This window comes from Hydrogenophaga crocea (genome assembly GCF_011388215.1).
In the GTDB taxonomy this organism is placed as follows: Bacteria; Pseudomonadota; Gammaproteobacteria; order Burkholderiales; family Burkholderiaceae_C; genus Hydrogenophaga; species Hydrogenophaga crocea.
Window position 1 is genome coordinate 23,572 of record NZ_CP049989.1, and the last position, 24,258, is coordinate 47,829.

A 24,258-nucleotide genomic window follows, 5' to 3' on the forward strand; every position below is an offset into this window, starting at 1 on the left:
CCCCATGAGCGACGCCCAGCCCGGCGGCCCCGCCCGCACCATCCCGATCCGGTCCGTGCCGGCCGATGCGCCCGCGCCGCTCGCGGGTGACGGCGCGGGCTGCCACAACGGCCGCGAGCAGATGCAGGCCGCGGCCCAGGCCGCCGGCAAGGGCGAGACGCTCGCGCGCTACGCGGCCGACTACCCCAAGGCGCCCGACGCCGGCCCGCACGACCAGCCGCAGAGCATGTGCCCGGCCTTCGGTTCGCTGCGCGTGGGCCTGCGCATGCGCCGCACCGCCACCGTGCTCAGCGGCTCGGCCTGCTGCGTCTACGGCCTCACCTTCACCTCGCACTTCTACGGCGCGCGCCGCAGCGTGGGCTACGTGCCCTTCAACAGCGAAACCCTGGTGACCGGCAAGCTGTTCGAGGACATCCGCGAGGCGGTGCACGGCCTGGCCGACCCGGCCCGGCTCGACGCCATCGTGGTCATCAACCTCTGCGTGCCCACCGCCAGCGGCGTGCCGCTGCAGTTGTTGCCGAAAGAGATCAACGGCGTGCGCGTGATCGGCATCGACGTGCCGGGCTTTGGCGTGCCCACCCACGCCGAGGCCAAGGACGTGCTGGCCGGCGCCATGCTGCGCTACGCGCGCAGCGAGGCCGAGGCCGGCCCGGTGGCCGCGCCGCGCGGCGGCCGCGGCGCGCTGCCCACGGTGGCGCTGCTGGGCGAGATGTTCCCGGCCGACCCCATGGTGGTGGGCCGCATGCTCGAACCCATGGGCCTGGCCGTGGGGCCGGTGGTGCCCACGCGCGAATGGCGCGAGCTCTACGCCGCGCTCGACGCCACCGTGGTGGCCGCGATCCACCCCTTCTACACCGCGAGCGTGCGCGAGTTCGAGGCCGCGGGCCGGCCCGTGGTGGGCTCGGCCCCGGTGGGCCTGGACGGCACGCAGGACTGGCTGCGTGCGGTGGGCGAGGCCGCCAACGTGGCGCCCGAGCGCATCGCCGCGGCGCGCAACGCCATGCTGGGCGCCATGCGCGGCGTGCTCGCGGCCAACCCGGTGCGCGCGCGCATCACGCTCAGTGGCTACGAAGGCTCTGAACTCATCGTGGGCCGGCTGCTGGCCGACAGCGGGGCCGACCTGCGCTACGTGGGCACGGCCTGCCCGCGCACACCCTGGAACGCGGCCGATGCCGAGTGGCTGCAGGCGCGCGGCGTGCACGTGCAGTTCCGTGCCTCGCTCGAACAGGACCTGGCCGCGCTGCGCGAATGGCAGCCCGATCTGGCCATCGGCACCACGCCCGTGGTGCAGGCGGCCAAGCAGGCCTGCGTGCCCGCGCTGTACTTCACCAACCTGATCTCGGCCCGGCCGCTGCTGGGCCCCGCAGGCGCGGGCGCGCTGGCCGAGGTGATCAACGCCGCGGTGGCCAGCCGCGCGCGCTTCGACCGCATGAAGGCATTTTTCGGGGAGGCCGGCAGCGGCCACGCGGCCGGCGTGTGGGAAGCCGCGCAAGGCGTGCCGCGCGAGCGGCCCGAGTTCAAGGCCGAGCAGCGCCGGCTGATGGCCAAGGCCGAACGCCGCCGCAAGGCCGAGGAGATGATCTGATGCTGGTGCTCGACCACGACCGTGCCGGCGGCTACTGGGGCGCCGTGTACGTGTTCACCGCGATCAAGGGCCTGCAGGTCGTCATCGACGGGCCCGTGGGCTGCGAGAACCTGCCCGTGACCAGCGTGCTGCACTACACCGACGCGCTGCCGCCGCACGAGCTGCCCATCGTGGTCACCGGCCTGGCCGAAGAACAGCTGGGCCGTGAAGGCACCGAGGGCGCGATGCGCCGCGCGCACGCCGCGCTCGACCCCGAGCTGCCCGCGGTGGTGGTCACGGGTTCGATCGCCGAGATGATCGGCGGCGGCGTGACGCCGCAGGGCACGAACCTGCTGCGCTTTCTGCCGCGCACCATCGACGAGGACCAGTGGCAGTGCGCCAACCGCGCCATGTTCTGGCTCTGGAGCGAGTACGGCCTGCGCCACGTGCCCGAGCGGCCTTCGCCGGCCGAGCGCGCGCCCGGCGTGAAGCCGCGCGTGAACCTCATCGGCCCGTGCTACGGCGCCTTCAACATGCCCAGCGACCTGGCCGAGATCCGCCGCCTGGTCGAGGGCATCGGCGCCGAGATCAACATGGTGTTCCCGCTCGGCAGCCACCTGGCCGACGTGCAGAACCTGGCCGATGCCGATGTGAACATCTGCCTGTACCGCGAGTTCGGCCGCATGCTCTGCGAGGCCCTGGGCCGGCCCTACCTGCAGGCGCCCATCGGCCTGCACAGCACCACGCAGTTCCTGCGCACGCTCGGCGAACTGCTGGGCCTGGACCCCGAGCCCTTCATCGAGCGCGAGAAGCACAGCACGGTCAAGCCGGTGTGGGACCTGTGGCGCTCGGTGACGCAGGACTTCTTCGCCACCGCAGGCTTTGCGGTGGTGGCCGGTGAGACCTACGCGCGCGGCCTGCGCCACTACCTCGAGGGCGAGCTCGGCCTGCCGTGCCGCTTCCAGGTGTCGCGCCAGGCGGGCAGCAAGACCGACAACGCCGAGGTGCGGCGCCTGCTCGCCGAGCGCTCGCCGCTGATCGTGTTCGGCAGCTACAACGAGCGCATCTACCTGGCCGAGAACAGCGGCGCCATGATGCGCGCGAGCTTTGTGCCGGCCTCGTTCCCGCTGCCCATCGTGCGCCGCGCCACGGGCACGCCCTTCATGGGCTATGCGGGCGCCACCTACGTGCTGCAGGAGGTGTGCAACGCGCTGTTCGACGCGCTGTTCCACATCCTGCCGCTGGGCACCGCGCTCGACGCCGGCGAGCCCACGCCCGCGCGCGCCGCGGCCGAAGCGCGGCCCTGGGACGACGAGGCGCGCGCGCTGCTCGAACGCCTGGTGCGCCAGGAACCCATGCTGGTGCAGATCTCGGCCGCCAAACGCCTGCGCGACCGCTGCGAGGCCGACGCGCAAAAGGCCAGCGAACCCAGCATCACCGCCGAGCGCGTGCAGCGCTCGCGCGCGGCCTTGCTCACAGGGGCCGGTGCATGAACGCGCACCGCCCCTCCGTCTGTGCAACCGGCGCCGCCGGTTGCCCCCCCAGTCGCGCCATCCGGGGCGGCGACCCTCTTCCGCGGGGGCGGTTCGCGGTCAAGGCCGAAAGGCATTCAAGGAGAACGTTATATGTCTGATAGCAGAGGTGGTTCGCTGTCCGGACTCACGGACAGTGAGGCCAGAGAGTTCCATGGCATCTTCGTCACCAGCTTCATCGTCTTCACGCTGGTTGCCATCGTCGCGCACTTCCTGGCGTGGCAGTGGCGGCCCTGGCTGCCGAGCGTGAACGGCTACGCGATGCTGTTCGAAGACATCAAGAACGTGGCCGCTGCCTACACGGCCGTGGCCATCAGCGCCTGAGGAGACACGTCATGTGGCGACTCTGGACCCTGTTCGACCCGCGCAGAACCCTCGTGGCCCTGTTCACGTTCCTGTTCGCGCTGGCCCTGGTGATTCACTTCATCCTGCTCAGCACCGACCGCTTCAACTGGCTCGAAGGGCCGGCCAAGAAGACCACGGTGTCGCAGAACGCCCCGATGCCGGGGGCGGCCACCGCTTCGAAGTAAGCGCCACCGCGGGTGGGCGGTGTCCGGTGCCTTGTGCCCGGCCCGCCCGCCCGGTTTCCCCGCCGGCACGGGCGGCTGCCCGGTTCGCGAATGGAGAGCGACCATGTCCATGCTCAGCTTTGAAAGAAAGTACCGCGTGCGCGGCGGCACCTTGCTCGGGGGTGACCTGTTCGACTTCTGGGTCGGTCCGTTCTACGTCGGCTTCTTCGGCGTCACCACCATCTTCTTCAGCGTCGTCGGCACGCTGCTGATCGTGTGGGGCGCCTCGCAGGGTCCCACCTGGAACCTGTGGCAGATCAACATCGCCCCGCCCGATCTCAAGTACGGCCTGGGCATGGCCCCGCTCATGGAGGGCGGGCTGTGGCAGCTCATCACCGTGTGTGCGCTCGGCGCCTTCGGCTCGTGGGCGCTGCGCGAGGTCGAGATCTGCCGAAAACTCGGCATGGGGCTGCACGTGCCCGTGGCGTTCTCGTTCGCCATCCTCGCGTACTTCACGCTGGTGGTGGTGCGGCCTGTGCTGCTCGGCGCCTGGGGCCACGGCTTTCCCTACGGGATCATGAGCCACCTCGACTGGGTGTCCAACACCGGCTACCAGTACCTGCACTTCCACTACAACCCGGCGCACATGCTGGCGGTGAGCTTCTTCTTCGCCACCACCTTCGCGCTCTCGCTGCACGGGGCGCTGATCCTCTCGGCCACCAACCCCGCGCCCGGCGAGCCGGTGAAGTCGCCCGAGCACGAGAACACCTTCTTCCGCGACACCATCGGCTACTCGATCGGCACGCTCGGCATCCACCGCCTGGGCCTGTTCCTCGCGCTGTCGGCGGGCTTCTGGAGCGCGGTGTGCATCGTCATCAGCGGACCGTTCTGGAGCCGTGGCTGGCCCGAGTGGTGGACCTGGTGGCTGAACCTGCCGGTGTGGCGCTGAACAACGACAACCCGAGGAGACGAGCATGGCCACCGAGTACCTCAACCTCTTCACGCGCGTGCAGGTCGATGCGCCCTCGTACCCGGGCATTCCGGTGGACCGGGGGCAGGCCGAGCGCGAAGGTCCGCCGATCCACGTGCACCTGCTGGGCCGTCTCGGCGACGCGCAGCTCGGCCCGATCTACCTGGGCTGGTTCGGCCTGGCCTCGCTGATCTGCGGCTTCATCGCGCTGGAGATCATCGGCCTGAACATGTGGGCCTCGGTCAACTGGGACCCGATCGAGTTCGTGCGCCGCCTGCCCTGGCTCGCGCTGGAGCCGCCGTCGCCGGCCTACGGCCTGTCGATACCACCGCTCAACGAGGGCGGCTGGTGGCTGATGGCGGGCTTCTTCCTCACGCTGTCGGTGCTGCTGTGGTGGGTGCGCATGTACCGCCGCGCGCGCGCGCTCGGCATGGGCATGCACGTGGCCTGGGCCTTCGCGGCGGCGATCTGGCTCTACCTGGTGCTGGGCTTCATCCGCCCGCTGCTCATGGGCAGCTGGGGCGAGGCCGTGCCCTTCGGCATCTTCCCGCACCTGGACTGGACCGCGGCCTTCTCGATCCGCTACGGCAACCTGTTCTACAACCCCTTCCACATGCTGTCGATCGCCTTCCTGTACGGCGCGACGCTGCTGTTCGCCATGCACGGCGCGACCATCCTCGCGGTGAGCCGCTTCGGTGGCGAGCGCGAGATCGAACAGATCGTGGACCGCGGCACCGCGAGCGAACGCGCAGCCCTGTTCTGGCGCTGGACCATGGGCTTCAACGCCACCATGGAATCCATCCACCGCTGGGCCTGGTGGTTCGCGGTGCTGTGCCCGTTGACCGGGGGCATCGGCATCCTGCTCACCGGCACCGTGGTGGACAACTGGTTCCTCTGGGCCGTCAAGCACGGCGTGGCGCCGGGCTACCCGGCGGCCTTCCCGGCGGTGGCCGATCCCGCCCTGTTGCAAGGAGTCAAGCCATGAGCCCGTCGCTGCGAACCCTGGGGCGCCGTGCCGGCGTGACCTGCCTGGTGCTGGTGGCCCTGCTGCTGGCGGCCTGCGAACGCCCGCCCATCGACACCGTGCAACGCGGCGCCCGCGGAACCGGGATGGTGCAGGTCTACAACCCGCGCACGCTGGCCGCGCAGATCCCGGCCAACCAGCCACCGGCCGATGCGCCCGCGGTGCCCGCGGTGCCGGGCGCGCCGCTGGCGGGCGCGGTGTACCAGAACGTGAAGGTGCTGGGCGACCTCGATGTGGGCAACTTCACCCGGCTCATGGTGGCCATGACCGGCTGGGTCGCGCCCGAGGGCGGCTGCAACTACTGCCATTCGAACGACGGCAACTTCGCCTCCGACGCGAAGTACACCAAGGTGGTGGCGCGGCGCATGCTGCAGATGACGCAGGACATCAACACCAACTGGAAGTCGCACGTGGCCGAGACCGGCGTGACCTGCTACACCTGCCACCGCGGCCAGCCGGTGCCGGCGCAGGTGTGGTTCACGCCCCCGGCCGACAAGCAGGCCGCGCGCATGGCCGGCGGCAGCGCCGGGCAGAACCAGCCGGCGCCGCAGGTGGGTCTGGCCTCGCTGCCCGGTGATGCGCTCTCGCCCTACCTGCTGCAGCAGCAGCCGATCCGCGTGGCGGGCACCACCGCCTTGCCCAACGGCAACCGCAGCTCCACCAAGCAGGCCGAGCACACCTACAGCCTGATGATGCACATGTCGGCCTCGCTGGGCGTGAACTGCACCTACTGCCACAACAGCCGCGCCTTCGGCGAGTGGTCCGAGAGCACGCCGCCGCGCCAGACCGCGTGGCACGGCATCCGCATGGCGCAGTCGCTCAACACGAAGTACCTCGAGCCGCTCACCGACACCTTCCCGATCGAGCGGCGCGGCGTGAACGGCGACGTGGCCAAGCTCAACTGCGCCACCTGCCACCAGGGCGCGTACAAGCCGCTCTACGGCGCGCCCATGCTCAAGGCCCACCCCGAGCTGGCCGGGCCGCTGGGCGAGGCCATGGCGCGCGCCGCGGCCGCGGGCTCGCCGGTGACGGCGGCCGCACCCGCCCCGGCCACGGCCGCGCCGCAAAAGCCCTGAGCCGGTCCGGCGCGCTCAGCCCGCGGCCTGGGCCGCGAGCGCGCCCGCGGCGAGGCTGGCCACCGCGATCAGCGTGAGCCGGCGGCGCAAGGGCAGGTACCAGCCGGGCAGGGCGGTGGCGCGCGCCAGGGCGTGGTCCTGCTGCAGGTGCAGGAGAAAGCCGCCCGCCAGCACGATCGCGCCCGCGGCGGCCGGCAGCGCGGGCCAGGCGATCGCGGCCCAGCCGATCAGCGAGGGCACCACGCTCCAGACGAAGGCGCGCTGGCGCCAGCGCCCGTCGAGCCCGGGCTGGGCCATCGCCAGGCCCCAGTGCAGCGCCCCCACGAAGCTCAGGATCACCGCGCCGTAGGCCAGCAGCGCGTGCAGCGCGGGCGCGCGCCACGCGGGCAGCAGCCAGGCGGCCAGGGCCAGCGCCCCGAAGGGCAGCAGGCCGCCGTGGCCGAGCCAGGACACGGCAACGGGGAGCTTGTCGGACGGGGTGTTCATGGGGCGGTGTGCAGGCGCGCACGGTGCGGCGCGGCGGCATGGTAAGCAAGGCGCACCGCGCCTGCCGGCGCTCGGCTATTGGGCGCAGCCCGCTTCAGCGGAACACGCCGATGGCTTCGGCCAGGCGCTCGGCGCGCTGGCTCAGCGAGGCCGAGGCACTGCGCGACTGCTCCACCAGCGCGGCGTTCTGCTGCGTCATCTGGTCGAGCTGGCTCACCGCGCTGCTCACCTGGCCGATGCCGCTGGTCTGCTCGCCGGCCGCGCGGCTGATGGCCTCGATCATCTGGGCCACCGTGCGCGTCTCGCGCAGGATGGATTCCATGGCCTGGCCCGCGCGCTCGGCGAGCGCGGCGCCGCCGTCGACGCGCTCGGTGCTCTCGGTGATGAGCTGCTTGATTTCCTTGGCCGCCGTGGCGCTGCGCTGCGCGAGGTTGCGCACCTCGCCCGCCACCACGGCGAAGCCGCGGCCCTGTTCACCGGCGCGTGCCGCTTCCACCGCCGCGTTGAGTGCGAGGATGTTGGTCTGGAAGGCGATGCCGTCGATCACGCCGATGATGTCGCTGATGCGGCGCGCGCTGGCGCTGATCTCGCCCATGGTGCCCACCACGTCGCCCACGATGCGGCCGCCTTCGCTGGCCGCCTCGCTGGCGCTGGCCGCCTTGCGCGCCGCTTCGTGCGCGGTCTGGCTGGTGTTGTTGACCGTACCGGTCATCTGCTCCATGGAGGCCGCGGTTTGCTGCAGGCTGGACGCGGCCTGCTCGGTGCGCCCGCTCAGGTCCTGGTTGCCGCTGGCGATCTCGCGGCTCACCGCCGTCATGCCGCCCACTTGGGCCGACACGTCGTCGAGCAGCGCGCGCAGGTTCAGGCCCGCCTGGTTCACCGTGCGCTGCAGCAGGCCGATCTCGTCGACGCGGTCGAGCGCGGCGCTGCGCGTGGGCTGGCCCGCGGCCACCGCCTGGGCCTGCTGCACCACCGCGCGCAAGGGCCGAACCACCTGCGCCTCGATCCAGCCGGCGAGCGCCGCGAAGCCCAGGGCGATCAGGCCGGCCGAGACCTGACCCGCCATGCCATCGCCGTTCCAGACCGCCTCGGCGACCGCGAACAGCGCGATCAAGGCCATGGGGCCGTAGACCCGGGTGCGCAGCGAGGCCACCTGGCCCCAGGAGCGCCAGGCCATCAGGCCCCGGTGCACGATGAGGCCCTTGTGAAAGGCCAGCCGGCCCTGCGTGCCCGCCACGAAGCGTGCGTACACCGCATCGGCGGCCTTCACCTCGGCCGGCTCGGGCTTGGTGCGCACCGACATGTAACCCGCGAGCTGGCCGTTGCGCACGATGGGCGTGGCGTTGGCGCGCACCCAGTAATGGTCGCCGTCCTTGCGCCGGTTCTTCACCAGCGCGGTCCAGCTTTGCCCCGCCTTGAGCGTGGCCCACATGTCGGCGAAGGCCTCGCGCGGCATGTCGGGGTGGCGCACCACGTTGTGCGGCTGGCCCATGAGCTCTTCGCGTGTGAAGCCGCTCACGGCCAGGAAGGACTCGTTGGCGTAACGCACGTGGCTGTGCTCGTCCGTGGTGGACAGCAGGGTGGCGTCCGCAGGGAAGGGGAACTCGCGCTGGGTCACCGGAAGGTTCTGTCGCATGCCGATCTCCTGAAGGGGGGGTGTCCTGGGATGTCGGACAAAGCCGGTTTGTCTTGAACAAATTTTTTCAAAACCCTTTTGAATCAAGGGAATTGCTTGGGCGGCTGTGGCACCATGCGCGCCGTTTCCCGGCCGAACCCGCACCGCCATGAACCGTTTTTTCCGGCTGCTCGGGCCCGCGCTGCTGCTGGCGGCCCAGGCCCAGGCGCAGACCCCGACCGCTCCCATGCAGCCCGTGGGCCGCTTCGAGATCGACCGCACCGAAGTGACCGTGGGCCAGTTCCGCGCCTTCGCCGAGGCCACGGGCACCGTGACCGCGGCCGAGCGCGCGGGCGGCGGCAGCACCTACGAAGGCGGCTGGCAGCAGCGCGCGGGCTGGACCTGGCGCGCCCCCTTCGGCACGCCCGCGCAGCCCAACGAGCCCGCGGTGCACGTGACGCACGCCGAGGCGGCCGCCTACTGCCGCTGGGCCGGCAAGCGCCTGCCCACCGACGCCGAGTGGGGCGAGGCCGCCTACACCGAGCGCCGCGCCAGCCCGCCGCCGGGCTTCAGCACCGGGCGCACCTACCCCTATCCCACGGGCGAGCGCCCGTTGGGCGCCAACTGCCTGGGCGACTGCGGGCCGACCGCGAGCGTGGGCAACGCCATCACCTCGCGCGGGCGCGGGCACGCGCCGGTGGCCACCTCGGCGCTGGGCGTGAACGGCCTGTACGACATGGGCGGCAACGTGTGGGAGTGGGTGGACAGTGGCCGCGGGCCCGAGCAGCGCACGCGCGGCGGCTCGTGGTGGTACGGCGCCGAGCAGATGCGCGACAGCCTGGTGCAGACCAAGCCGGCCGACACGGCGGTGGTCTACATCGGCTTTCGCTGCGCGCGCGACCTGCGGCGCTGAGGGCGCTGAGGGCGCTGAGGGCGCTGAGGGCGCTGAGGGCGCTGAGGGCGCGTGCGCCGCTCAGTCCTGCACCGTCTGCCGCACCGCGCGTTCCCAGCGCGCCATGGCCTCGGCGGCGCGGGCGCGGTCCATGGCGGGCTCGAAGCGGCGCTCGGCGCGCCACTGGGCCGAGAGTTCGTCGGTGCCGGCGTACACGCCGCAGGCCAGGCCCGCGAGGTAGGCCGCGCCCAGGGCCGTGGTCTCGGTGACGGCGGGGCGCACCACGGGAATGCCCAGCAGATCGGCCTGGAACTGCATCAGCAGGTCGTTGACGGCCGCGCCCCCGTCCACGCGCAGTTCGGCCACGGGCGCACCGCCCGCGGCCTGCACGTCGCGGCTCATGGCGGTGAGCAGGGCAGCGCTCTGGAAGGCGATGCTCTCGAGCGCGGCGCGCGCGATGTGGGCCAGGGTGGTGCCGCGCGTGAGGCCGGTGATGGTGCCGCGGGCCTCGGCGTTCCAGTAGGGCGCGCCCAGGCCGGTGAAGGCCGGCACCAGCATCACGCCGCCAGCGTCGGGCACGCTCTCGGCCAGGGCCTGCACCTGCGCGCTGCCCTCGATGGCCTTGAGGCCGTCGCGCAGCCACTGCACCACCGCGCCGCCCACGAACACGCTGCCCTCCATGGCGTACTGCGGCGTGGCCGAGGTCTGCGCCGCGCTGGTCACCACCAGCCCGTTGTGCGAGGGCTGGAAGCGCTCACCCGTGTGCATGAGCAGGAAGCAGCCCGTGCCGTAGGTGTTCTTGGCCATGCCGGCCGAGAAGCAGGCCTGGCCGAACAGGGCCGATTGCTGGTCGCCCGCGACGCCGCAGATCGGCAGCGCGCGGCCGAAGAGCGCGGGGTCGGTCTCGGCAAAGGCGCTGCTCGAGGGCTGCACGCGCGGCAGCAGCGAGGGCGGGATCTGCAGCAGCTGCAGCAGCTCGGCGTCCCAGGTGTTGTCGTGCACGTTGAACAGCATGGTGCGCGAGGCATTGCTCACGTCGGTGGCGTGCACGCGCCCGCCCGTGAGCTGCCAGACGAGCCAGCTGTCCACGGTGCCGAAGGCGAGCTCGCCGCGCTCGGCGGCGGCGCGCGCGCCGTCCACGTGGTCGAGCAGCCAGCGCAGTTTGGTGGCCGAGAAGTAGGCGTCGACCACCAGGCCGGTCTTGGCCTGGATGGTGGGGGCATGGCCTTCCTCGCGCAGCCGGGCGCACAGCGGCTCGCTGCGCCGGTCCTGCCAGACCAGCGCGTGGTGCAGCGGGCGCCCCGTGCGGCGGTCCCACAGCAGCGTGGTCTCGCGCTGGTTGGTGATGCCTATGGCCTGCACCTGCGCGGCGCCGACGCCGGCCTGGGCCAGCGCCTCGCGCGCGGTGGCGAGCTGCGCGTTCCAAATCTCCATCGGGTCGTGCTCGACCCAGCCGGGGCGCGGAAAGATCTGCGGCAGCTCGCGCTGGGCCATGGCCACGGCGTGGCCGTCGCGGTGGAACAGGATGCTGCGGGAGCTGGAGGTGCCCTGGTCGAGGGCGAGCAGGTAGGTCATGGCGGGATGTGACGGGCCGATGCGCAGCGCACCGCGCGCAATGGTCGCACAGCCCGGGGGCGCGCGGTGCGCGCGCCCCCCGCCTCAGCGCTCGATCACGACCAGGTTGTAGGGCCGCGCATCGACCGGCACCGCGCTGCCGCTGAAGGGCGTGAGGTTGCCGTTGGCGGGGTCGATGTCGAGCATGTGCGTGAAGATCGCGTGGAAGTCGGCCGCGTAGAGGTGGTCGCCTTCGGGGTTGGTGGTCAGGTACTCGTAGCGGCCCGCGTGCGCGAAGCCCGTGCGGGCCGTGAGCGCGCCCGTGGTGGTGTTGATGTCGAAGGCGCGGATGCCCTGGTTGGTCGCCACGTAGCCCACGGTGCCGGCGCCATTGGTGGTGAACGACAGCCACTCCCAGTCGGAGCCGCTGCTGCCGTAGCCGCCGGGCTGCAGGTCGGTGAGCTCGCCCGTGGTGGGGTCGATGCGCAAGGCGTGCAGCTTGGCCTGGTAGACCACCGGGTAGACGAAGTTCCCTGAGGGGTGCACGCCGATGCCGTAGGGCTGGCCGGCCAGCGGGTAGGGGCTGCCCGCCACCTCGGTGAGCGCGCCGGTGGTGGCGTCGATGCGGTAGGCCGAGAGGTTCTGCCCGTTCTGGTTGGTCACGTACAGGAAGCGGCTGTTGGGCGTGATCGCGATCTTGGTCGGGATGTTGCCGGCCGCGTAGGGGCTGCCCGGCAGCGGCGTGAGCGCGCCGGTGGTGAGGTCGACGCGGAAGCCGCTCACGTTGCCGCTCTGGCTGTTGGCGGTGTAGGCGAAGCGGCCGTCGGGCGTGACCTGGATCGACGTGGGCTGGCTGCCGGCCGCGAAGGGGCTGCCCGCCACCGGCGTGAGCGCGCCGGTGCTGGCGTTGACCGTGTAGGCCGAGACGTCGCTGCTGCCCAGGTTGGCGCTGTAGAAGAAGGCCTGGTTGGGGTGCAGCGTGAGCCAGCGGTTGTTGTCGCCCGCCGCGTACGGCGAGCCCGGCAGGGCGGTGCGCGCGCCGGTGAGGCGGTCCATGCTGTAGCCCAGGATGCGGTCGTTGTTGTAGTCGGTGACGTAGACGAAGGACAGCGCCGTGGTCGTGCAGGCCACGCTCACGTTGCCCACGTCGGCCGTGGCATTGCTGCCGCTGCCGTTGCCCACCGTGCAGCCCACGCCCCGGCTGGCCGCGCCCTGGGTCACCGCGTACGCGGTCTGCGTGGCGATCGGCGTGGAGAACTGGAACGCGCCGTTGGCGGTGAGCGTGAGCGGGTCGGCGCCGTTGTTGTAGAGCGTGACCTGCTGGTTCGCGAGCAGGCCGCTGAGCGTGCCGCCGATGGTGTGCGCCGTGGCGCTGCACTGCACGTTCACGTTGCCCACGTCGGCCGCGAGGCCGCTGCCTTGTGCGTTGGCCACGGTGCAGGTCTGGCCCGCGGGCTGCGTGCCCACGGTGACGGCGTAGGCGCTTTGATCGGCCACGCGCGTGGCGAAAGCGTAGGGGCCGTCGGCCGAGACCACGGTCGCGTCGCCGCCGTTGTTGAGCAGGGTGACGGTGGCACCCGCGGCCAGGCCGGCCACGCTGCCGCCCACGCCATGGCTGCTGGCCGCGCACAGCACGTTCACGTTGCCCACGTTGGCGAGCACACCGTCGCCGGTGGCGTTGCTCACGGTGCAGGTCTGGCCGGCGGGCTGGGTGTCCACCGACACCGCGTAGCCGCCGTTGCGCGCCACGCGCACGGCGAAGGTGTAGGCGCCGTTGGCCGAGACGGTGATCGGGTCGGCCCCGTTGTTGCGCAGCACCAGCGATTGCCCGCCCGCCAGGCCGCTCACGCTGCCGCCCACGGTGAAGGTGGTGGCCGAGCAGTTCACGCGCACCTGGGCCACGTCGGTGTCGCGGCTGGCGCCGGTGGCGTTGCTCACGGTGCAGGTCTGGCCCGCGGGCTGCGAGGCCACGGTGACGGCGTAGCGCGCGTTCACCTCGGTGGGAAAGGCGAAGCCGCCATCGGCCGACAGCGCCAGGGGCGCGCCGCCATTGAGCGAGAGCGTGAGGCCCGCGCCCGAGAGCCCGCTGACGCGGCCGGCCACGCTGAAGCTGGGGGTGCCGGGCGTGCCGCCGCCGGCGTTGGCCGTGGGGGATGGGGTGTTGCCCGAGCCGCAGGCCGCCAGCAGCACGCTGCTGCCCAGGGCCAGAACGGAAAGCGATCGGTGAAGGGGACGGAACAGGATGGCGTCGAGGGCGCGCATGCGTGGCATCGTGTTGATGGAGGAAGGGCGCACTATCGTTTGCATAGCAATCCATCCAAAGATGGAATAGCGCCCGAAAAACCCCTCACTTGCGCGCTGGCGTCGGTTGTTGCCTGCCCGGTTCAGCGCGCTGCGGTTGCGCGCACCGGGGCCCCACGGGGCTCAGGCCGCGGTCCTGGGGGTCTCGTCGGGCAACGCCGCAAACCGCACCCGCACCGCAAAGCCGCGGCCGTCGATGCCGGTGCCGGTGCTCAGGCTGGCGCCGTGCAGGCGCACGATGCCGGCCACCAGCGACAGCCCGATGCCGCTGCCGCGCCCGCCACTGCTGGGCAGCCGGTGGAAACGGCGAAAGATCGCCTCGCGCTCGTCGGGCGGCACGCCGGGTCCGTCGTCGGCCACCTCGACCCACGCCGCCTCGCCAAGGGGCGAGGGCTCGAGGGCGCAGCGCACCCGGACACGGCCCGCGGGCAAGGTGTAGCGCAGCGCGTTGTCCACCAGGTTGCGCAGCAGGATGCCGACCTCGTCGATGTTGCAGTCGAGCGGGGCGGGCGACAGGTCGAGCGTGAGCGAGCGCTGCCGGGTCTCGGCCACGATCTCGAACTCGCGCGCCACGTGCAGCACCAGCACCGCGAGGTCCGCGCGTTCGCGCTGCGGCGCACGCTCACCGGCGTTCAGGCGCGCCAGGTCGAGCAGCTGCTCGGACAGCCGCGTGTTGCGCTCGGCCACCGCCACCAGTTTGACCAGCGCCGCGTCTTTCTCGGGCGCGGTGCGGGCCCGCAGCGCCACATGGGCTTGCGTCTGCAGCGCCGCCAGCGGGGTGCGCAGCTCGTGCGCGGCGTCGCCGATGAAGCGGCGCTCGTTCTCCACGGCTTCGTCGAGCTGCGTCAGCACGCGGTTGAACGAGGCCACCAGCGGCCGCAGCTCGCTGGGCAGGTGGTCGGTGGCCAGGGGCGTGAGGTCGAAGGCCACGCGCTGACGCAAGGTGGTCTCCAGCTCGGCCACCGGCCGCAGCGAACGCCGCACCGCCAGAAAGGTGATCAGGCCCGCAAAGCACACCAGGGTGGTGAGCAGGCCCATGAACACCAGGGCCTTCTGGCGCAACTCGGCGTCGAGTTCGCGGTGCAGGCGGCCCACCTGCACGTGCTTGCGCTGGCCGCCATCAGACACCGAGTACACCCGCCAGCGCTGGCCGTCCACCACCAGGCTGGCAAAGCCGTTGGCGAAATCGGGTTTGAGGGCGGTGGCGGGCGCGCCCGGCGTCGCGGCGATCAGCCGGGTGCGGTCGCTCCAGACCTGAAACGCCAGCTTGGGGTCGTCGGACAAGGTGCTGGGCTTGGGCGACAGGCCCGGTCCCGCCGCGCGATCGTCGGCGTGGGCCGGGATGGCCCGGAGGATGTGCGTGGCGAAGTTGCGCAGGCCGTTGTCCGCGATGCTGGTTTCGGTTTGCTTGAGGAAGAACCAGAGCGCCACCAGCGCCACGGCCCAGCTGGCCAGGATGGTGACGACCAGCGCCCGCAGCACGTTGCCGCGCAAGGAGTTGGTGGGCCCTTTCATGGCGGGGCCTCGCCGATCATGTAGCCGTGGCCGTGCAGCGTGGTGATCAGGTCTTCGCCGAGCTTGCGGCGCAGCTGGTAAACGAACACCGCAATCGTGTTGCTCTCGATGCCGCCGCCGCTGCCGTACACCACGTCCTCGAGGTGCGCCCGCGTGACCACGTGGCCGGGGCGTTCGAGCAGGGCGATCAGCGTGCGGTACTCGTGCGCGCTCAGCGACACGCGCTGACCGCCGCGCGTGACCAGCCGGCGGCTGCGATCGACCTGGATGTCGCGGTAGGTGAACACCGGCACCACCCGGCCCTGGCTGCGCCGGATCACCGCCCGCACGCGCGCCCAGAGCTCGTCGACCTGGAACGGCTTGACCAGGTAGTCGTCGGCGCCCGCGTCCAGCCCCTGGATGCGTTCGCTGAGCTGGCCGCGCGCTGTGAGGATGATGACCGGCGTGACGTCGTAGCGTTCGCGCATGGCCTTGAGCACCGTCAGGCCCGATTCGCGCGGCAGGCCGATGTCGAGCAGCACCGCCGTGTACGCGTGGTCGCTCAAGGCCAGCCGGGCACCGGCGGCATCGCCCACGTGGTCGATCTGCCACGCGTTCTGGCGCGCGCCCTCGCACACCGCGTCGGCCAGCATGGCGTCGTCTTCCACGAGCAGCAGGTGCATGTTGTCGGTGTTCCAGGGGCCAGGGGCGCGAGGCCGCGATTGTGGGCGCACGCGATGAAGACCGGATGAAGACGCGGCGCGCGGGCGGCCGCCGGGTGGCGTGCGCTTCATGAGTCCTTCATTCGGATAACAACTTTTTAAAGCCGCTTGACCAGCATGCGCTGCGCGGCCACCGACGCCGGTGCCGCCCGACCTTTCCCTGTTCATCGCTTTGGAGTCTGCTTTCATGACACGGTCCCCGAACCCCTTCCGCCCCTTGTCCGGCCACCAATCCGCGGCCGCTGCGGGCCTCACCGGCCTGGCCTTGTGCACTGCGCTGGCCGCCACACCGGCGCTCGCCCAGGAGGCCGAGATCCCGCGCGGCGAGTCGCGGTGGGGCATCGGCCTCGGGGCCGACGTGCGCCAGCAGCCCTACCGCGGCGTGGACAACGCGAGCACCGGCATTCCCCTGGTGTACTTCGAGAACCATTGGGTTCGTGTGATGGGCCCGAGCGCCGAACTCAAGCTGCCTTCGGCCGGTCCTTTTGCTTTCCGGCTCAAGGCCCGCTACAGCGATGAGGGCTACAAGCCCTCGGACAGTGCGGCGCTGGCGGGCATGGCCGAACGTGAGGACGGCATCTGGCTGGGTGGCGAGGTGATCTGGCAGACGCCCTACCTGAACCTGTCGGCCGAGCTCATGGGCGATGCGTCCAGCCACAGCGAGGGTCGCCAGTTCCGCCTGCAGGCCGATCGCCGCTTCGACTTCGGCGCCTTCAGCGTGACGCCGCGGCTCGCCGCGATCCGGCTCGACCGCGAGTACGTGGGCTATTACCACGGCGTGGGTGCGGCCGAGGCCACCGCCGGCCGCCCGGCCTACGGGGGCGAAGCCGCCACCAACGTGGAGGCCGGTCTGCGCGTGGACTACCGCCTCGATGCCAAGCAGACCGTGTTCCTCGACCTGCGCAGCACCCGCCTGGGCAGCGCCATTGCCGACAGCCCGCTGGTGGACCGCTCGCGCGTCAGCGGGGTGCGCGTTGGCTACTTCTATCGCTTCTGAGCGGGGTGCCGCATGAGCAAACTGACGCGCAGACGTTTCGTGCTGGCCGGGGTGGGCACCGCGGGGGTGCTGGGCATCGGCTGGCTGGCCGCGCCGCCCCGCCAGCGCCTGGTGGCCGGCACGCCGCCCGACGGCCCCGCCGGCAGCCACCGCCTCAATGGCTGGGTGACCATCGGCGTCGACGATTCGGTGACGGTGTCGCTGTGCCGCATGGAGATGGGCCAGGGCATCTCCACCGGCATCGCCATGCTGCTGGCCGAAGAGCTCGACGCCGACATGGACCGCGTGAGCGTGGTGCCGGCCTTCGATGACCGCATCTACAACAACCAGGCGATCGCCGCCAAGATGGCCGAGACCTTTGACCCGCGCCAGGAGGGCCGCCTGCTCGCGCCGGTGGCCGATCACCTGCTGCGCAAGCTCGCGCGCGAACTGCCGGGCCTGGCCATCACCGGCGCGTCCACCAGCATCCGCGACCAATGGCTGCCCATGCGCGAGGCCGGTGCGTCGGCGCGGCAAATGCTGCGGCAGGCCGCGGCCCGCGAATGGTCGGTGCCGGTGGGCGAATGCCGCACCACCCTGGGCCGGGTGGTGCACGCCTCGGGGCGCAGCCTGTCGTACGGGCAGCTCGCCGAGGCCGCCGCCGGCCTGCCGCTGCCGGGGTCGGTGCGCCTGAAAACACCGCCGGAGTTCCGCCTGATCGGAACGCCGCTGCCGCAGATCAACGCCGCCAGCAAGGCCGATGGCACCGCGGTCTATGCCATGGACCTGATGCCCGATGGCCTGCTGTATGCGGCGGCGCGGCTGTGTCCGGTGCTCGGTGGCGCGGTGCAGCGGGTCGACAAGGCGGCCGCCGAGGCGCTGCCCGGTGTGGCCGCGGTGGTGGTGCTGGACCCCCAGCCCGGCGGCATGGCCGGGCGCGGGCACACCGCCGGTGGCGTGGCGGTGGTGGCCAGCACGCCGCACGGCGCACTGCGCGGCCTCGAGCGCCTGGCCGTGGACTGGAACCCGGGCGACGCCGCCGGGGCGAACAGCGCCGAGGTGATCGGCACCCTGCGACGCGCGCTCGACAGCGACGAGGCCACGGTGCTGTACCAGCGGGGCGATGTCGATGCCGCCTTGCGCGGCGGTGGCACGGTGGTCGGCGCGCGCTACGAGGTGCCCTTTCTGGCGCACGCCGCGATGGAGCCGATGAACTGCACCGTGCGCTTCGACCGCGACAGCGCCGAGGTGTGGGTGGGCTGTCAGGGGCCGGCGGTGGTGCGCGGCGTGGTGGCCGAGGTGCTGGGCCTCGAACCCGAGCGGGTGCGGGTGCATCCCCAGCTCATGGGCGGCGGCTTCGGTCGCAAGACCTTCACCGACTGCATTGCCCAGGCGGCGCAGATCGCCCGCGCCGTGCCCGGGCGCGCGGTGCAACTCATGTGGACCCGCGAGCAGGACATGACCCACGGCTACTACCGGCCCGCCATGGCCGCCCGTTGCGAGGCGGTGGTGGACACCTCGGGCCGGGTGAATGCCTGGCATTACCGGCTGGCGGGCTCCAGCATGGGCCAGCCCGCGCTGATGACGGTGACGCGCGACGGGGCGTCCGACATTGCCTACGAGTTCGATCACATGCGTGTGCAGCACGCCATGCTCGAGTCGCCGGTGCCGGTGGGCATCTGGCGCTCGGTGGCCCATTCGTTCAACGCCTTCTTCGTCGAAAGCTTCATGGACGAACTCGCCGCCACCACCCGCACCGATGCGGTCGCTTTCCGCCGCGCCCAGCTCGCGGGCAAGCGGCGCCAACTGAACGTGCTCGACACCGCCGCGAAGCTGGCCGGCTGGGGCAAGCCCCTGCCGCCGGCCCCCGACGGCGCGCCACAGGCGCTGGGCCTGGCCCTGCACGCGTCGTTCGGCAGCGTGGTCGCGCAGGTGGCCCGGGTGTCGCTCGGCCCCGAGCGCCGCATCCGCGTGCACGAGGTCACCTGCGTGGTCGACTGCGGCCTGGCCGTCAACCCGAACCTGGTGCGCCAGCAGATGGAGGGCGGCATCGTCTATGGCCTGTCGGCGGCCCTGCACGGGCGCATCGACATCGAGGGCGGCCAGGTGCGGCAATCGAACTTCGACGGCTATCCCCCGCTGCGCATGAACGAGTGCCCGGCGATCCAAACGCACATCGTGGCCAGCAGCGAGCCGCCCGAGGGCGTGGGCGAGGTGTCCACGCCCCCGATCGCCGCGGCGGTGTCGAACGCGGTGTTTGCCCTCACCGGCATGCGGCTGCGCCGCCTGCCCCTTTCGTTGGCCTGAACCCAGGATGAAAACCATGCTTCTGAACATCAACAACCAGGCGGTGAACGTCATCGCCGACCCCGACACCCCCCTGCTCTGGGCGCTGCGCAGCGAACAGCGGCTGGTGGGCGCCAAGTACGGCTGCGGCAAGGGCTTGTGCGGCGCCTGCACCGTGCACCTCGACGGGCAGGCGGTGCGGTCGTGCTCGATGCCGGTGTCGGCCGCGGTCGGCCGGCGCATCACCACCATCGAAGGCATCGACACGCCCGAGGCGCGCGCGGTCAAGGCCGCGTGGCGGGTGATCGACGTGGCGCAGTGCGGCTACTGCCAGAGCGGCCAGGTGATGTCGGCCTGCGCGCTGCTGGCCAGCAAGCCCGCGCCCAGCGACGCCGACATCGACGCGGCCATGAGCGGCAACCTCTGCCGCTGCGGCACCTACCCGCGCATCCGCGCGGCCATCCACCTCGCGTCGCGCTCGCTCTGAGTCAGCTGTTGGCCTCGCCGAGCACCAGCACCTCGTGCACGGTGCTCGCGTGGTCGCCGCCGACGCGGGTGCCGCCGCCGAACACATGGATGCGCTGGCCCAGCGTGGCCGCGCCCAGGCCGTGGCGCGGGGTGGGCAAGGGCGGCAGGGCGCTCCAGCGGTCGCCCGCGGGATCGTAGACCCAGGCCTCGGCAAACACCTTCTGCTCGGGCACCCACTGCTCGCCGCCGAACACGTACAGCCGCCCGCCGTGGGCCGCGGCGGCCAGCCCGCCTTGCGCCTGCGGCATGGGCGCCCGCACCGACCAGCGACCGGTCGCCGGGTCGTACACCTCGAGCGCCGCCACGTTGACCTGGCGCAGCGAGCCGTCGGGCTGCCGCAGCGCCTGGCGGCCGCCCACCACGTAAAGCCGGTTTTCGATCACCGCGCTGGCCGCGCTGTTGCGCGCGGTCGGGGCGTCCGCGATGGCCGACCAGCCGCCGCGCGCGGGGTCAAACACCAGGCCGCGCGCGGTGTCGACGTGGCGGTTGAAATGGCGCGCCGTGTCGTCCTCGCGCACCCGGCCGCCCACCAGGTAGAGGCGGCCGCCCAGGCCGGCCAGCACGCCCTCGGCCGACGCGTAGGGCAGCGCGACGCCGTCGCGCCAGCGGTTGGTGGCCGGGTCGTACACCCAGGTCTCGGCTTGCGCCCGCCAGTTCGGGAACCCGCCACTGAACCCGCCCACCCCGTGAATCTGTCCACCCGTGGCGGCCAGCGCGATGTGGTGCCGCGCCTCGGGCAGCGTGGCCAACCGCGTCCATCGGTCGGTGGCCGGGTCGTAGGACTCGAAGTGCGCGGAGTAACCGGTGTTGGGGTTGAGCAGCCCACCCGCCACGTAGAGGCGGCCATCCAGCACCTCGGGGTAAAGCTCCTGGCGCGCCAGCGAGGGCGCGGCCGCGGTGGTCCAGCGCGGCGCGTCGGCGCGGGCGAGGGCGGGGCGCAGCAGGGGCGTGGTGGCCAGGGCGGTGGCCCATCGCAGGGCGTCGCGTCGTTGCATGAAGGGTCTCCGGTGATGCCTGAAGGGGCGGTGCCCGATGCTAGGCAAGCCGGTGCGCCAGAACCAGCTGCACAATGCTGAACAGATTCATTAGCCATGCCAAACAATGTTCCGTGTCCCCCTGAGTGACCTGGATGTGTTCGCGGCGGTCGCGCGCCACCGCAGCTTCCGCCGCGCGGCGCTCGAACGCGGCGTGTCGCCGGCGCTGGTCAGCCAGACGGTGCGCCGCCTCGAGCAGGGCCTGGGCGTTGAACTGCTGCGCCGCACCACCCGCAGCGTGGCGCTGACGCCCGCGGGGGAGCAGCTGCTGCAACCCCTGGCCCCCGCGCTCGACGGCATCCGCGGCGCCATTGAACGCATCAACGCGCACCGCGGCACGCCCATGGGCCGCCTGAGCATCAACGCCCCCGCACCGATCGCGCAGTTCGTGCTGGCGCCGCTGGTGGCCGAGTTCCAGCGCCTGCACCCGCAGATCGAGCTGGAGCTGGTCGCCGAGGCGGCCAAGATCGACATCGTGCACAGCGGCTTCGATGCCGGCGTGCGCTTCGACGACGACCTGCCGCAAGACGCGGTGGCGGTGCCCATCGGGCCACCGCAGCGGTACGCGGTGGTGGCGTCGCGCGCCTACCTCGCGCAACGGCCGGCGCCGCTCACGCCGGCCGCGCTGGCCGAGCACGCCTGCATCCGCCGGCGCTTCCAGGGCGGCGGCCTGTTTGAATGGGTGTTCCGCAAGAAGGGCCGCTCGGTGCGGGTCAACCCGGAGGGCCCGCTCACCTTCAACGACGCGGTGATCGCGGTGCAGGCGGCGGCCGCCGGGGCCGGCATTGCCTACGTCAACGAGCACTACGCGCGCCCCGCCATCGAGGCGGGCGCGCTGGTGCGCCTGCTCGACGATTGGTCGCCCGGCCTGGGCCAGCCCTTTCTCTACTTCCCGCGGCAACGCCACGTGTCGGCCGCGCTGCGCGCGTTCATCGACTTCGCGCGCGTGCGGCGCGTGCGCTGACGCCGCTTTCCCGGCGCCGGCGATGAGCGGCGCACCGGCCGCTGTAACCTTTTTCGAGACCGCGACGACAGGCTCCCTGTCCGGCCCGCCCGCTTCCCCGCGGGCGAGGCCGCACACCCCCAACGGCCATCCCGGCCACCTTCAGGAGCCTGTCCCATGTCCACCGCTGTTTCGTCCACCGTCGCCTCCACCCTCGCCCTGGCGCTCGGCACCGCCCTGCTGATCGCGGCCACGCCCGCGGCCCACGCCCAGGCCGCCGCCGACACCGAGAAGTGCTTCGGCGTCGCCCTCAAGGGCAAGAACGACTGCGCCGCCGGCCCCGGCACCACCTGCGCGGGCACCTCGCGCGTGGACCACCAGGGCAATGCCTGGTCCAAGGTGGCCAAGGGCACCTGCACCAAGACCGTGTCCAAGACCTCGCCCACGGGCTTTGGCCAACTCGAGGCGTTCAAAGAGAAGAAGGCCTGAGGCCGCACGCCCCGCACGCCGCGCCATGCCCATGAACGCGCAGCCGCTGGCCGGCATCGGCCTGAAGGACGAGCACATGCTGCCCCTGCTGCAAGGCGAGGCCGGCGCGGCGGACGTGGGCTTCGTCGAGGTGCACGCCGAGAACCTCATGGTCGACGGCGGGCCGCGCCTGGGCCGGCTCGACCGCTTGCGCGAGCGGCTGCCGCTGTCGGTGCACGGTGTGGGCCTGTCCATCGGCGGCGCGCAGCCGCCCTGCGAACAGCACCTGGAGCGGCTCGCGCGCGTGCTGCAGCGCCACGAGCCGCGCTGGTTCTCCGAGCACCTGGCCTGGTCGGGCCACGGCGGTCTCTGGTTCAACGACCTGCTGCCGCTGCCCTACGACCGGCCCACGTTGCACCGCGTCTGCGCGCACATCGACCGCGTGCAGACGCGCCTGCGGCGCCCGCTGCTGCTCGAGAATCCGAGCACCTACCTGGCCTACGCGCGCTCCACCATGGACGAGGCGGGCTTTCTGATCGAGGTCGTGCGGCGCACCGGCTGCGGCGTGCTGCTCGACGTCAACAACGCGCACGTGAGCGCCGTCAACCAGGGGCAGGACGCGGCGGATTTCATCGAGCGGCTGGTGCGCGGTCTGCCCGCGGGCGCGGTGGGCGAGATCCACCTCGCGGGCCATGCGGTGGATGCCGATGCGCAGGGCGCGCCGCTGCTGATCGACAGCCACGGCGCGCCCGTGGCCGAAGCGGTCTGGTCGCTCTACCGGCAGGCCATAGCGCTGCTGGGCCCGGTGCCCACGCTGATCGAACGCGACCAGGACGTGCCCCCGCTGGCGCGCCTGAGCGCCGAGGCCCGGCGGGCCCGGGCGCTGATGGCGGCGCTGCCCGTGCCCGACGAGGTTGACCCGTGAGCGCGCTGCTCTCGGCCTTTGCCGCCGCGCTGCGCGCGCCCGCACTGCCGCCGCCGCCCGGCCTGTGCGCCTGGAACGGCTCCGACGTGCGGACCCGCTTCAACGTGCACCGCAACACCTTTGTGGCGGGCCTGGTGCAGGCGCTGGGCGACACGCTGCCCGTGTGCCGCCAGGCGCTGGGCGCCGAGACCTTCGATGCCCTCGCCAAAGCCTATGTGCACGACGACCCGCCGCGCTCGCCGGTGCTGTCGGCCTGGGGCCAGGGCTTCGATGCCTGGGTGCGCGCGCACCCGCACGCCGCCTCGGTCTGGCCCTGGCTGGCCGATCTCGCGCGGCTCGAGCGCGCCCGCGCGATCGCCTGGACCGCGGGCGATGCGCCCGCGTCGAGCGCTCCTGAATTCGCAGCGCTGTGCGCCCAGCCCGAGCGGCTGGCGCGGACGCGCTTCACCTTGCACCCGTCGTGCCAGGTGCTGCGCTTCGACTGGGGCGTGGTGGACTTGTGGGTCGCCCACCAGGGCGCCGAGCCGCCCGCGGACCTGGCCGTGCACGAGCGGGCCGACGCCGCGCTGGTGTTGCGCGACGACGCGCGGGACGGGGCGGTGCTGGTGCTGCGGCTGGCGCCGCCCGCGGCCGCCTTCGTCGAGCGGCTGGCCCAGGGGCAGACATTGGGTGAGGCCGCGCTGGCCGCGCCGGCCGCGGGCGTCGACCTCGCGGCCTGCCTCGCCCTGTTGATCCGCCACCGCGCCATCGCGGGGCATGCACCGCCTGGAGACCTTCCATGAAGCCGACGCTGACCCACCGCCTGTTCGTGTTCACCGGGGGCTGGCAGGCGCGCGCCGAGGCGGCGCGCTGGCCCGGCGATCTGCTGGCGCTGCTGGCGCGGATCTCGATCGCCGCGACCTTCTGGCGCTCGGGCCAGACCAAGGTCGAGGGCTTTGCGGTCGACCTGGTGGACGGCGTGTTCGAGTGGGGCTGGCCGCACCTGGCGCCGCAGGCCGTCGGCCTGTTCCGCGACGAGTACGCGCTGCCGCTGCTGCCGCCCGAGGCGGCCGCGCTGATGGCCGCGTGGGCCGAGCACCTGCTGCCGATCGCACTGCTGCTGGGGTTGGCCACGCGCCTGTCGGCGCTCGGGCTGCTGGGCATGACGGCGGTGATCCAGCTGCTGGTCTACCCGGGGGCCTGGCCGATCCACGGGCTGTGGGCCGCGGTGCTGCTCATGCTGGTGCTGCGCGGGCCGGGGCGGTGCTCGGTCGACCACGTGCTGGCCCGGGCGGTGCGCGACCATGGCGTTTGAGACCTCGGCCCGCGTGGCCGCATTTGCCTGGCCGGCGCCGCCGCTCGACAATGCGCCGGCCCCTT

The 24,258-nt window shown here is 72.3% G+C and carries 23 protein-coding genes; 16 read left to right on the forward strand and 7 right to left on the reverse strand.

Translation table 11 applies throughout. The features are described from left to right. Positions 1-4: 4 nt before the first annotated feature. The 7 genes from bchY (at position 5) to pufC (ending at position 6,675) form a co-directional block, all read left to right on the forward strand. Entirely contained in the window at positions 5-1,585 is a 1,581-nt protein-coding gene (gene bchY, locus G9Q37_RS00135; RefSeq protein WP_240936457.1) for a chlorophyllide a reductase subunit Y, read from the forward strand. Further along, the gene (gene bchZ / locus G9Q37_RS00140; RefSeq protein ID WP_166222806.1) at positions 1,585-3,057 is read left to right on the forward strand and encodes a chlorophyllide a reductase subunit Z; all 1,473 of its coding nucleotides are present in this window, start codon (positions 1,585-1,587) and stop codon (positions 3,055-3,057) included. Before bchY ends, bchZ begins: the two co-directional genes overlap by 1 nt. A 132-nt stretch (positions 3,058-3,189) precedes the next feature. Then, positions 3,190-3,420, forward strand: coding sequence for a light-harvesting antenna LH1, beta subunit (gene pufB, locus G9Q37_RS21995; RefSeq protein WP_166222809.1), 231 nt, complete (start codon positions 3,190-3,192; stop codon positions 3,418-3,420). Between the two features lie 11 nt (positions 3,421-3,431). Beyond that, positions 3,432-3,626, forward strand: coding sequence for a light-harvesting antenna LH1, alpha subunit (pufA, locus tag G9Q37_RS00150; protein ID WP_166222812.1), 195 nt, complete (start codon positions 3,432-3,434; stop codon positions 3,624-3,626). A gap of 103 nt (positions 3,627-3,729) precedes the next feature. Then, positions 3,730-4,554, forward strand: coding sequence for a photosynthetic reaction center subunit L (pufL, locus tag G9Q37_RS00155; RefSeq protein ID WP_166222815.1), 825 nt, complete (start codon positions 3,730-3,732; stop codon positions 4,552-4,554). 25 nt (positions 4,555-4,579) lie between these two features. Continuing rightward, positions 4,580-5,560: a photosynthetic reaction center subunit M gene (pufM, locus tag G9Q37_RS00160; RefSeq protein ID WP_166222818.1), complete on the forward strand. Its 981-nt coding sequence runs from the start codon at positions 4,580-4,582 to the stop codon at positions 5,558-5,560. Continuing rightward, positions 5,557-6,675: a photosynthetic reaction center cytochrome PufC gene (gene pufC, locus G9Q37_RS00165; RefSeq protein ID WP_166222820.1), complete on the forward strand. Its 1,119-nt coding sequence runs from the start codon at positions 5,557-5,559 to the stop codon at positions 6,673-6,675. The genes pufM and pufC overlap by 4 nt, the downstream gene beginning before the upstream one ends. Before the next feature lie 15 nt (positions 6,676-6,690). On the opposite strand, the gene G9Q37_RS00170 is transcribed toward pufC, so the two are convergent. Both G9Q37_RS00170 and G9Q37_RS00175 read right to left on the reverse strand, forming a co-directional pair. After that, on the reverse strand, positions 6,691-7,161 hold the full coding sequence (locus tag G9Q37_RS00170; RefSeq protein WP_166222823.1) for a DUF3429 domain-containing protein: 471 nt from the start codon (positions 7,159-7,161) through the stop codon (positions 6,691-6,693). 94 nt (positions 7,162-7,255) lie between these two features. Next, the gene (locus G9Q37_RS00175; protein ID WP_166222826.1) at positions 7,256-8,797 is read right to left on the reverse strand and encodes a methyl-accepting chemotaxis protein; all 1,542 of its coding nucleotides are present in this window, start codon (positions 8,795-8,797) and stop codon (positions 7,256-7,258) included. A gap of 148 nt (positions 8,798-8,945) precedes the next feature. On the opposite strand from G9Q37_RS00175, the gene G9Q37_RS00180 reads away from it, so the two are divergent. Next, positions 8,946-9,689: a formylglycine-generating enzyme family protein gene (locus G9Q37_RS00180; RefSeq protein ID WP_166222829.1), complete on the forward strand. Its 744-nt coding sequence runs from the start codon at positions 8,946-8,948 to the stop codon at positions 9,687-9,689. A gap of 60 nt (positions 9,690-9,749) precedes the next feature. On the opposite strand, the gene glpK is transcribed toward G9Q37_RS00180, so the two are convergent. The 4 genes from glpK to G9Q37_RS00200 all read right to left on the reverse strand — a co-directional run bounded on the left by glpK (position 9,750) and on the right by G9Q37_RS00200 (position 15,700). Further along, positions 9,750-11,243 carry a glycerol kinase GlpK gene (gene glpK / locus G9Q37_RS00185; protein WP_166222832.1) on the reverse strand — a complete coding sequence of 498 codons (1,494 nt, stop codon included), beginning with the start codon at positions 11,241-11,243 and terminating at the stop codon, positions 9,750-9,752. Positions 11,244-11,327: 84 nt separating this feature from the next. Continuing rightward, the gene (locus G9Q37_RS00190; protein ID WP_166222835.1) at positions 11,328-13,484 is read right to left on the reverse strand and encodes a beta-propeller fold lactonase family protein; all 2,157 of its coding nucleotides are present in this window, start codon (positions 13,482-13,484) and stop codon (positions 11,328-11,330) included. Positions 13,485-13,646: 162 nt separating this feature from the next. Then, positions 13,647-15,038: an ATP-binding protein gene (locus G9Q37_RS00195; RefSeq protein ID WP_166222838.1), complete on the reverse strand. Its 1,392-nt coding sequence runs from the start codon at positions 15,036-15,038 to the stop codon at positions 13,647-13,649. Beyond that, complete coding sequence (locus tag G9Q37_RS00200) at positions 15,035-15,700, reverse strand: response regulator transcription factor (protein ID WP_166222841.1); 666 nt, start codon at positions 15,698-15,700, stop codon at positions 15,035-15,037. The genes G9Q37_RS00195 and G9Q37_RS00200 overlap by 4 nt, the downstream gene beginning before the upstream one ends. A gap of 256 nt (positions 15,701-15,956) precedes the next feature. Here G9Q37_RS00200 and G9Q37_RS00205 point away from each other — a divergent pair, with 256 nt between their 5' ends. The 3 genes from G9Q37_RS00205 to G9Q37_RS00215 are packed head-to-tail and all read left to right on the forward strand — an operon-like array spanning position 15,957 to position 19,488. Then, entirely contained in the window at positions 15,957-16,736 is a 780-nt protein-coding gene (locus G9Q37_RS00205; RefSeq protein WP_240936458.1) for a MipA/OmpV family protein, read from the forward strand. A gap of 12 nt (positions 16,737-16,748) precedes the next feature. Beyond that, entirely contained in the window at positions 16,749-19,022 is a 2,274-nt protein-coding gene (locus tag G9Q37_RS00210) for a xanthine dehydrogenase family protein molybdopterin-binding subunit (RefSeq protein WP_166222847.1), read from the forward strand. A gap of 16 nt (positions 19,023-19,038) precedes the next feature. Beyond that, a complete protein-coding gene (locus tag G9Q37_RS00215) occupies positions 19,039-19,488 on the forward strand; it encodes a (2Fe-2S)-binding protein (RefSeq protein ID WP_240936459.1) in 450 nt (149 codons plus the stop codon). A gap of 1 nt (position 19,489) precedes the next feature. Here the strand turns inward: G9Q37_RS00215 and G9Q37_RS00220 are convergent, their stop codons facing one another. Then, the gene (locus G9Q37_RS00220; RefSeq protein ID WP_166222853.1) at positions 19,490-20,524 is read right to left on the reverse strand and encodes a Kelch repeat-containing protein; all 1,035 of its coding nucleotides are present in this window, start codon (positions 20,522-20,524) and stop codon (positions 19,490-19,492) included. Between the two features lie 106 nt (positions 20,525-20,630). Between G9Q37_RS00220 and G9Q37_RS00225 the strand changes: the two genes are divergently transcribed. The 5 genes from G9Q37_RS00225 (at position 20,631) to G9Q37_RS00245 (ending at position 24,193) form a co-directional block, all read left to right on the forward strand. Then, the gene (locus tag G9Q37_RS00225; protein WP_166222856.1) at positions 20,631-21,527 is read left to right on the forward strand and encodes a LysR family transcriptional regulator; all 897 of its coding nucleotides are present in this window, start codon (positions 20,631-20,633) and stop codon (positions 21,525-21,527) included. Between the two features lie 156 nt (positions 21,528-21,683). Beyond that, positions 21,684-21,995 carry a BufA1 family periplasmic bufferin-type metallophore gene (locus tag G9Q37_RS00230; protein WP_166222859.1) on the forward strand — a complete coding sequence of 104 codons (312 nt, stop codon included), beginning with the start codon at positions 21,684-21,686 and terminating at the stop codon, positions 21,993-21,995. Positions 21,996-22,020: 25 nt separating this feature from the next. Beyond that, complete coding sequence (bufB, locus tag G9Q37_RS00235; protein ID WP_166222862.1) at positions 22,021-22,899, forward strand: MNIO family bufferin maturase; 879 nt, start codon at positions 22,021-22,023, stop codon at positions 22,897-22,899. Beyond that, positions 22,896-23,681, forward strand: coding sequence for an HvfC/BufC N-terminal domain-containing protein (locus G9Q37_RS00240; protein WP_166222865.1), 786 nt, complete (start codon positions 22,896-22,898; stop codon positions 23,679-23,681). Before bufB ends, G9Q37_RS00240 begins: the two co-directional genes overlap by 4 nt. Then, entirely contained in the window at positions 23,678-24,193 is a 516-nt protein-coding gene (locus G9Q37_RS00245; RefSeq protein ID WP_166222868.1) for a DoxX family protein, read from the forward strand. Before G9Q37_RS00240 ends, G9Q37_RS00245 begins: the two co-directional genes overlap by 4 nt. Positions 24,194-24,258 lie beyond the last annotated feature (65 nt).

What these genes read in the sequence shown, in the direction of transcription:
- pufB (WP_166222809.1), top strand. Translation starts at nt 3,190, where the DNA reads ATGTCTGATAGCAGAGGTGGTTCGCTGTCCGGACTCACGGACAGTGAG.
- G9Q37_RS00170 (WP_166222823.1), bottom strand. Translation starts at nt 7,161, where the DNA reads ATGAACACCCCGTCCGACAAGCTCCCCGTTGCCGTGTCCTGGCTCGGC.
- pufM (WP_166222818.1), top strand. Translation starts at nt 4,580, where the DNA reads ATGGCCACCGAGTACCTCAACCTCTTCACGCGCGTGCAGGTCGATGCG.
- pufL (WP_166222815.1), top strand. Translation starts at nt 3,730, where the DNA reads ATGTCCATGCTCAGCTTTGAAAGAAAGTACCGCGTGCGCGGCGGCACC.
- G9Q37_RS00225 (WP_166222856.1), top strand. Translation starts at nt 20,631, where the DNA reads ATGTTCCGTGTCCCCCTGAGTGACCTGGATGTGTTCGCGGCGGTCGCG.
- pufA (WP_166222812.1), top strand. Translation starts at nt 3,432, where the DNA reads ATGTGGCGACTCTGGACCCTGTTCGACCCGCGCAGAACCCTCGTGGCC.
- bufB (WP_166222862.1), top strand. Translation starts at nt 22,021, where the DNA reads ATGCCCATGAACGCGCAGCCGCTGGCCGGCATCGGCCTGAAGGACGAG.
- G9Q37_RS00200 (WP_166222841.1), bottom strand. Translation starts at nt 15,700, where the DNA reads ATGCACCTGCTGCTCGTGGAAGACGACGCCATGCTGGCCGACGCGGTG.
- G9Q37_RS00215 (WP_240936459.1), top strand. Translation starts at nt 19,039, where the DNA reads ATGCTTCTGAACATCAACAACCAGGCGGTGAACGTCATCGCCGACCCC.
- glpK (WP_166222832.1), bottom strand. Translation starts at nt 11,243, where the DNA reads ATGACCTACCTGCTCGCCCTCGACCAGGGCACCTCCAGCTCCCGCAGC.
- pufC (WP_166222820.1), top strand. Translation starts at nt 5,557, where the DNA reads ATGAGCCCGTCGCTGCGAACCCTGGGGCGCCGTGCCGGCGTGACCTGC.
- G9Q37_RS00210 (WP_166222847.1), top strand. Translation starts at nt 16,749, where the DNA reads ATGAGCAAACTGACGCGCAGACGTTTCGTGCTGGCCGGGGTGGGCACC.
- bchZ (WP_166222806.1), top strand. Translation starts at nt 1,585, where the DNA reads ATGCTGGTGCTCGACCACGACCGTGCCGGCGGCTACTGGGGCGCCGTG.
- G9Q37_RS00245 (WP_166222868.1), top strand. Translation starts at nt 23,678, where the DNA reads ATGAAGCCGACGCTGACCCACCGCCTGTTCGTGTTCACCGGGGGCTGG.
- G9Q37_RS00230 (WP_166222859.1), top strand. Translation starts at nt 21,684, where the DNA reads ATGTCCACCGCTGTTTCGTCCACCGTCGCCTCCACCCTCGCCCTGGCG.
- G9Q37_RS00180 (WP_166222829.1), top strand. Translation starts at nt 8,946, where the DNA reads ATGAACCGTTTTTTCCGGCTGCTCGGGCCCGCGCTGCTGCTGGCGGCC.
- bchY (WP_240936457.1), top strand. Translation starts at nt 5, where the DNA reads ATGAGCGACGCCCAGCCCGGCGGCCCCGCCCGCACCATCCCGATCCGG.
- G9Q37_RS00175 (WP_166222826.1), bottom strand. Translation starts at nt 8,797, where the DNA reads ATGCGACAGAACCTTCCGGTGACCCAGCGCGAGTTCCCCTTCCCTGCG.
- G9Q37_RS00220 (WP_166222853.1), bottom strand. Translation starts at nt 20,524, where the DNA reads ATGCAACGACGCGACGCCCTGCGATGGGCCACCGCCCTGGCCACCACG.
- G9Q37_RS00195 (WP_166222838.1), bottom strand. Translation starts at nt 15,038, where the DNA reads ATGAAAGGGCCCACCAACTCCTTGCGCGGCAACGTGCTGCGGGCGCTG.
- G9Q37_RS00190 (WP_166222835.1), bottom strand. Translation starts at nt 13,484, where the DNA reads ATGCGCGCCCTCGACGCCATCCTGTTCCGTCCCCTTCACCGATCGCTT.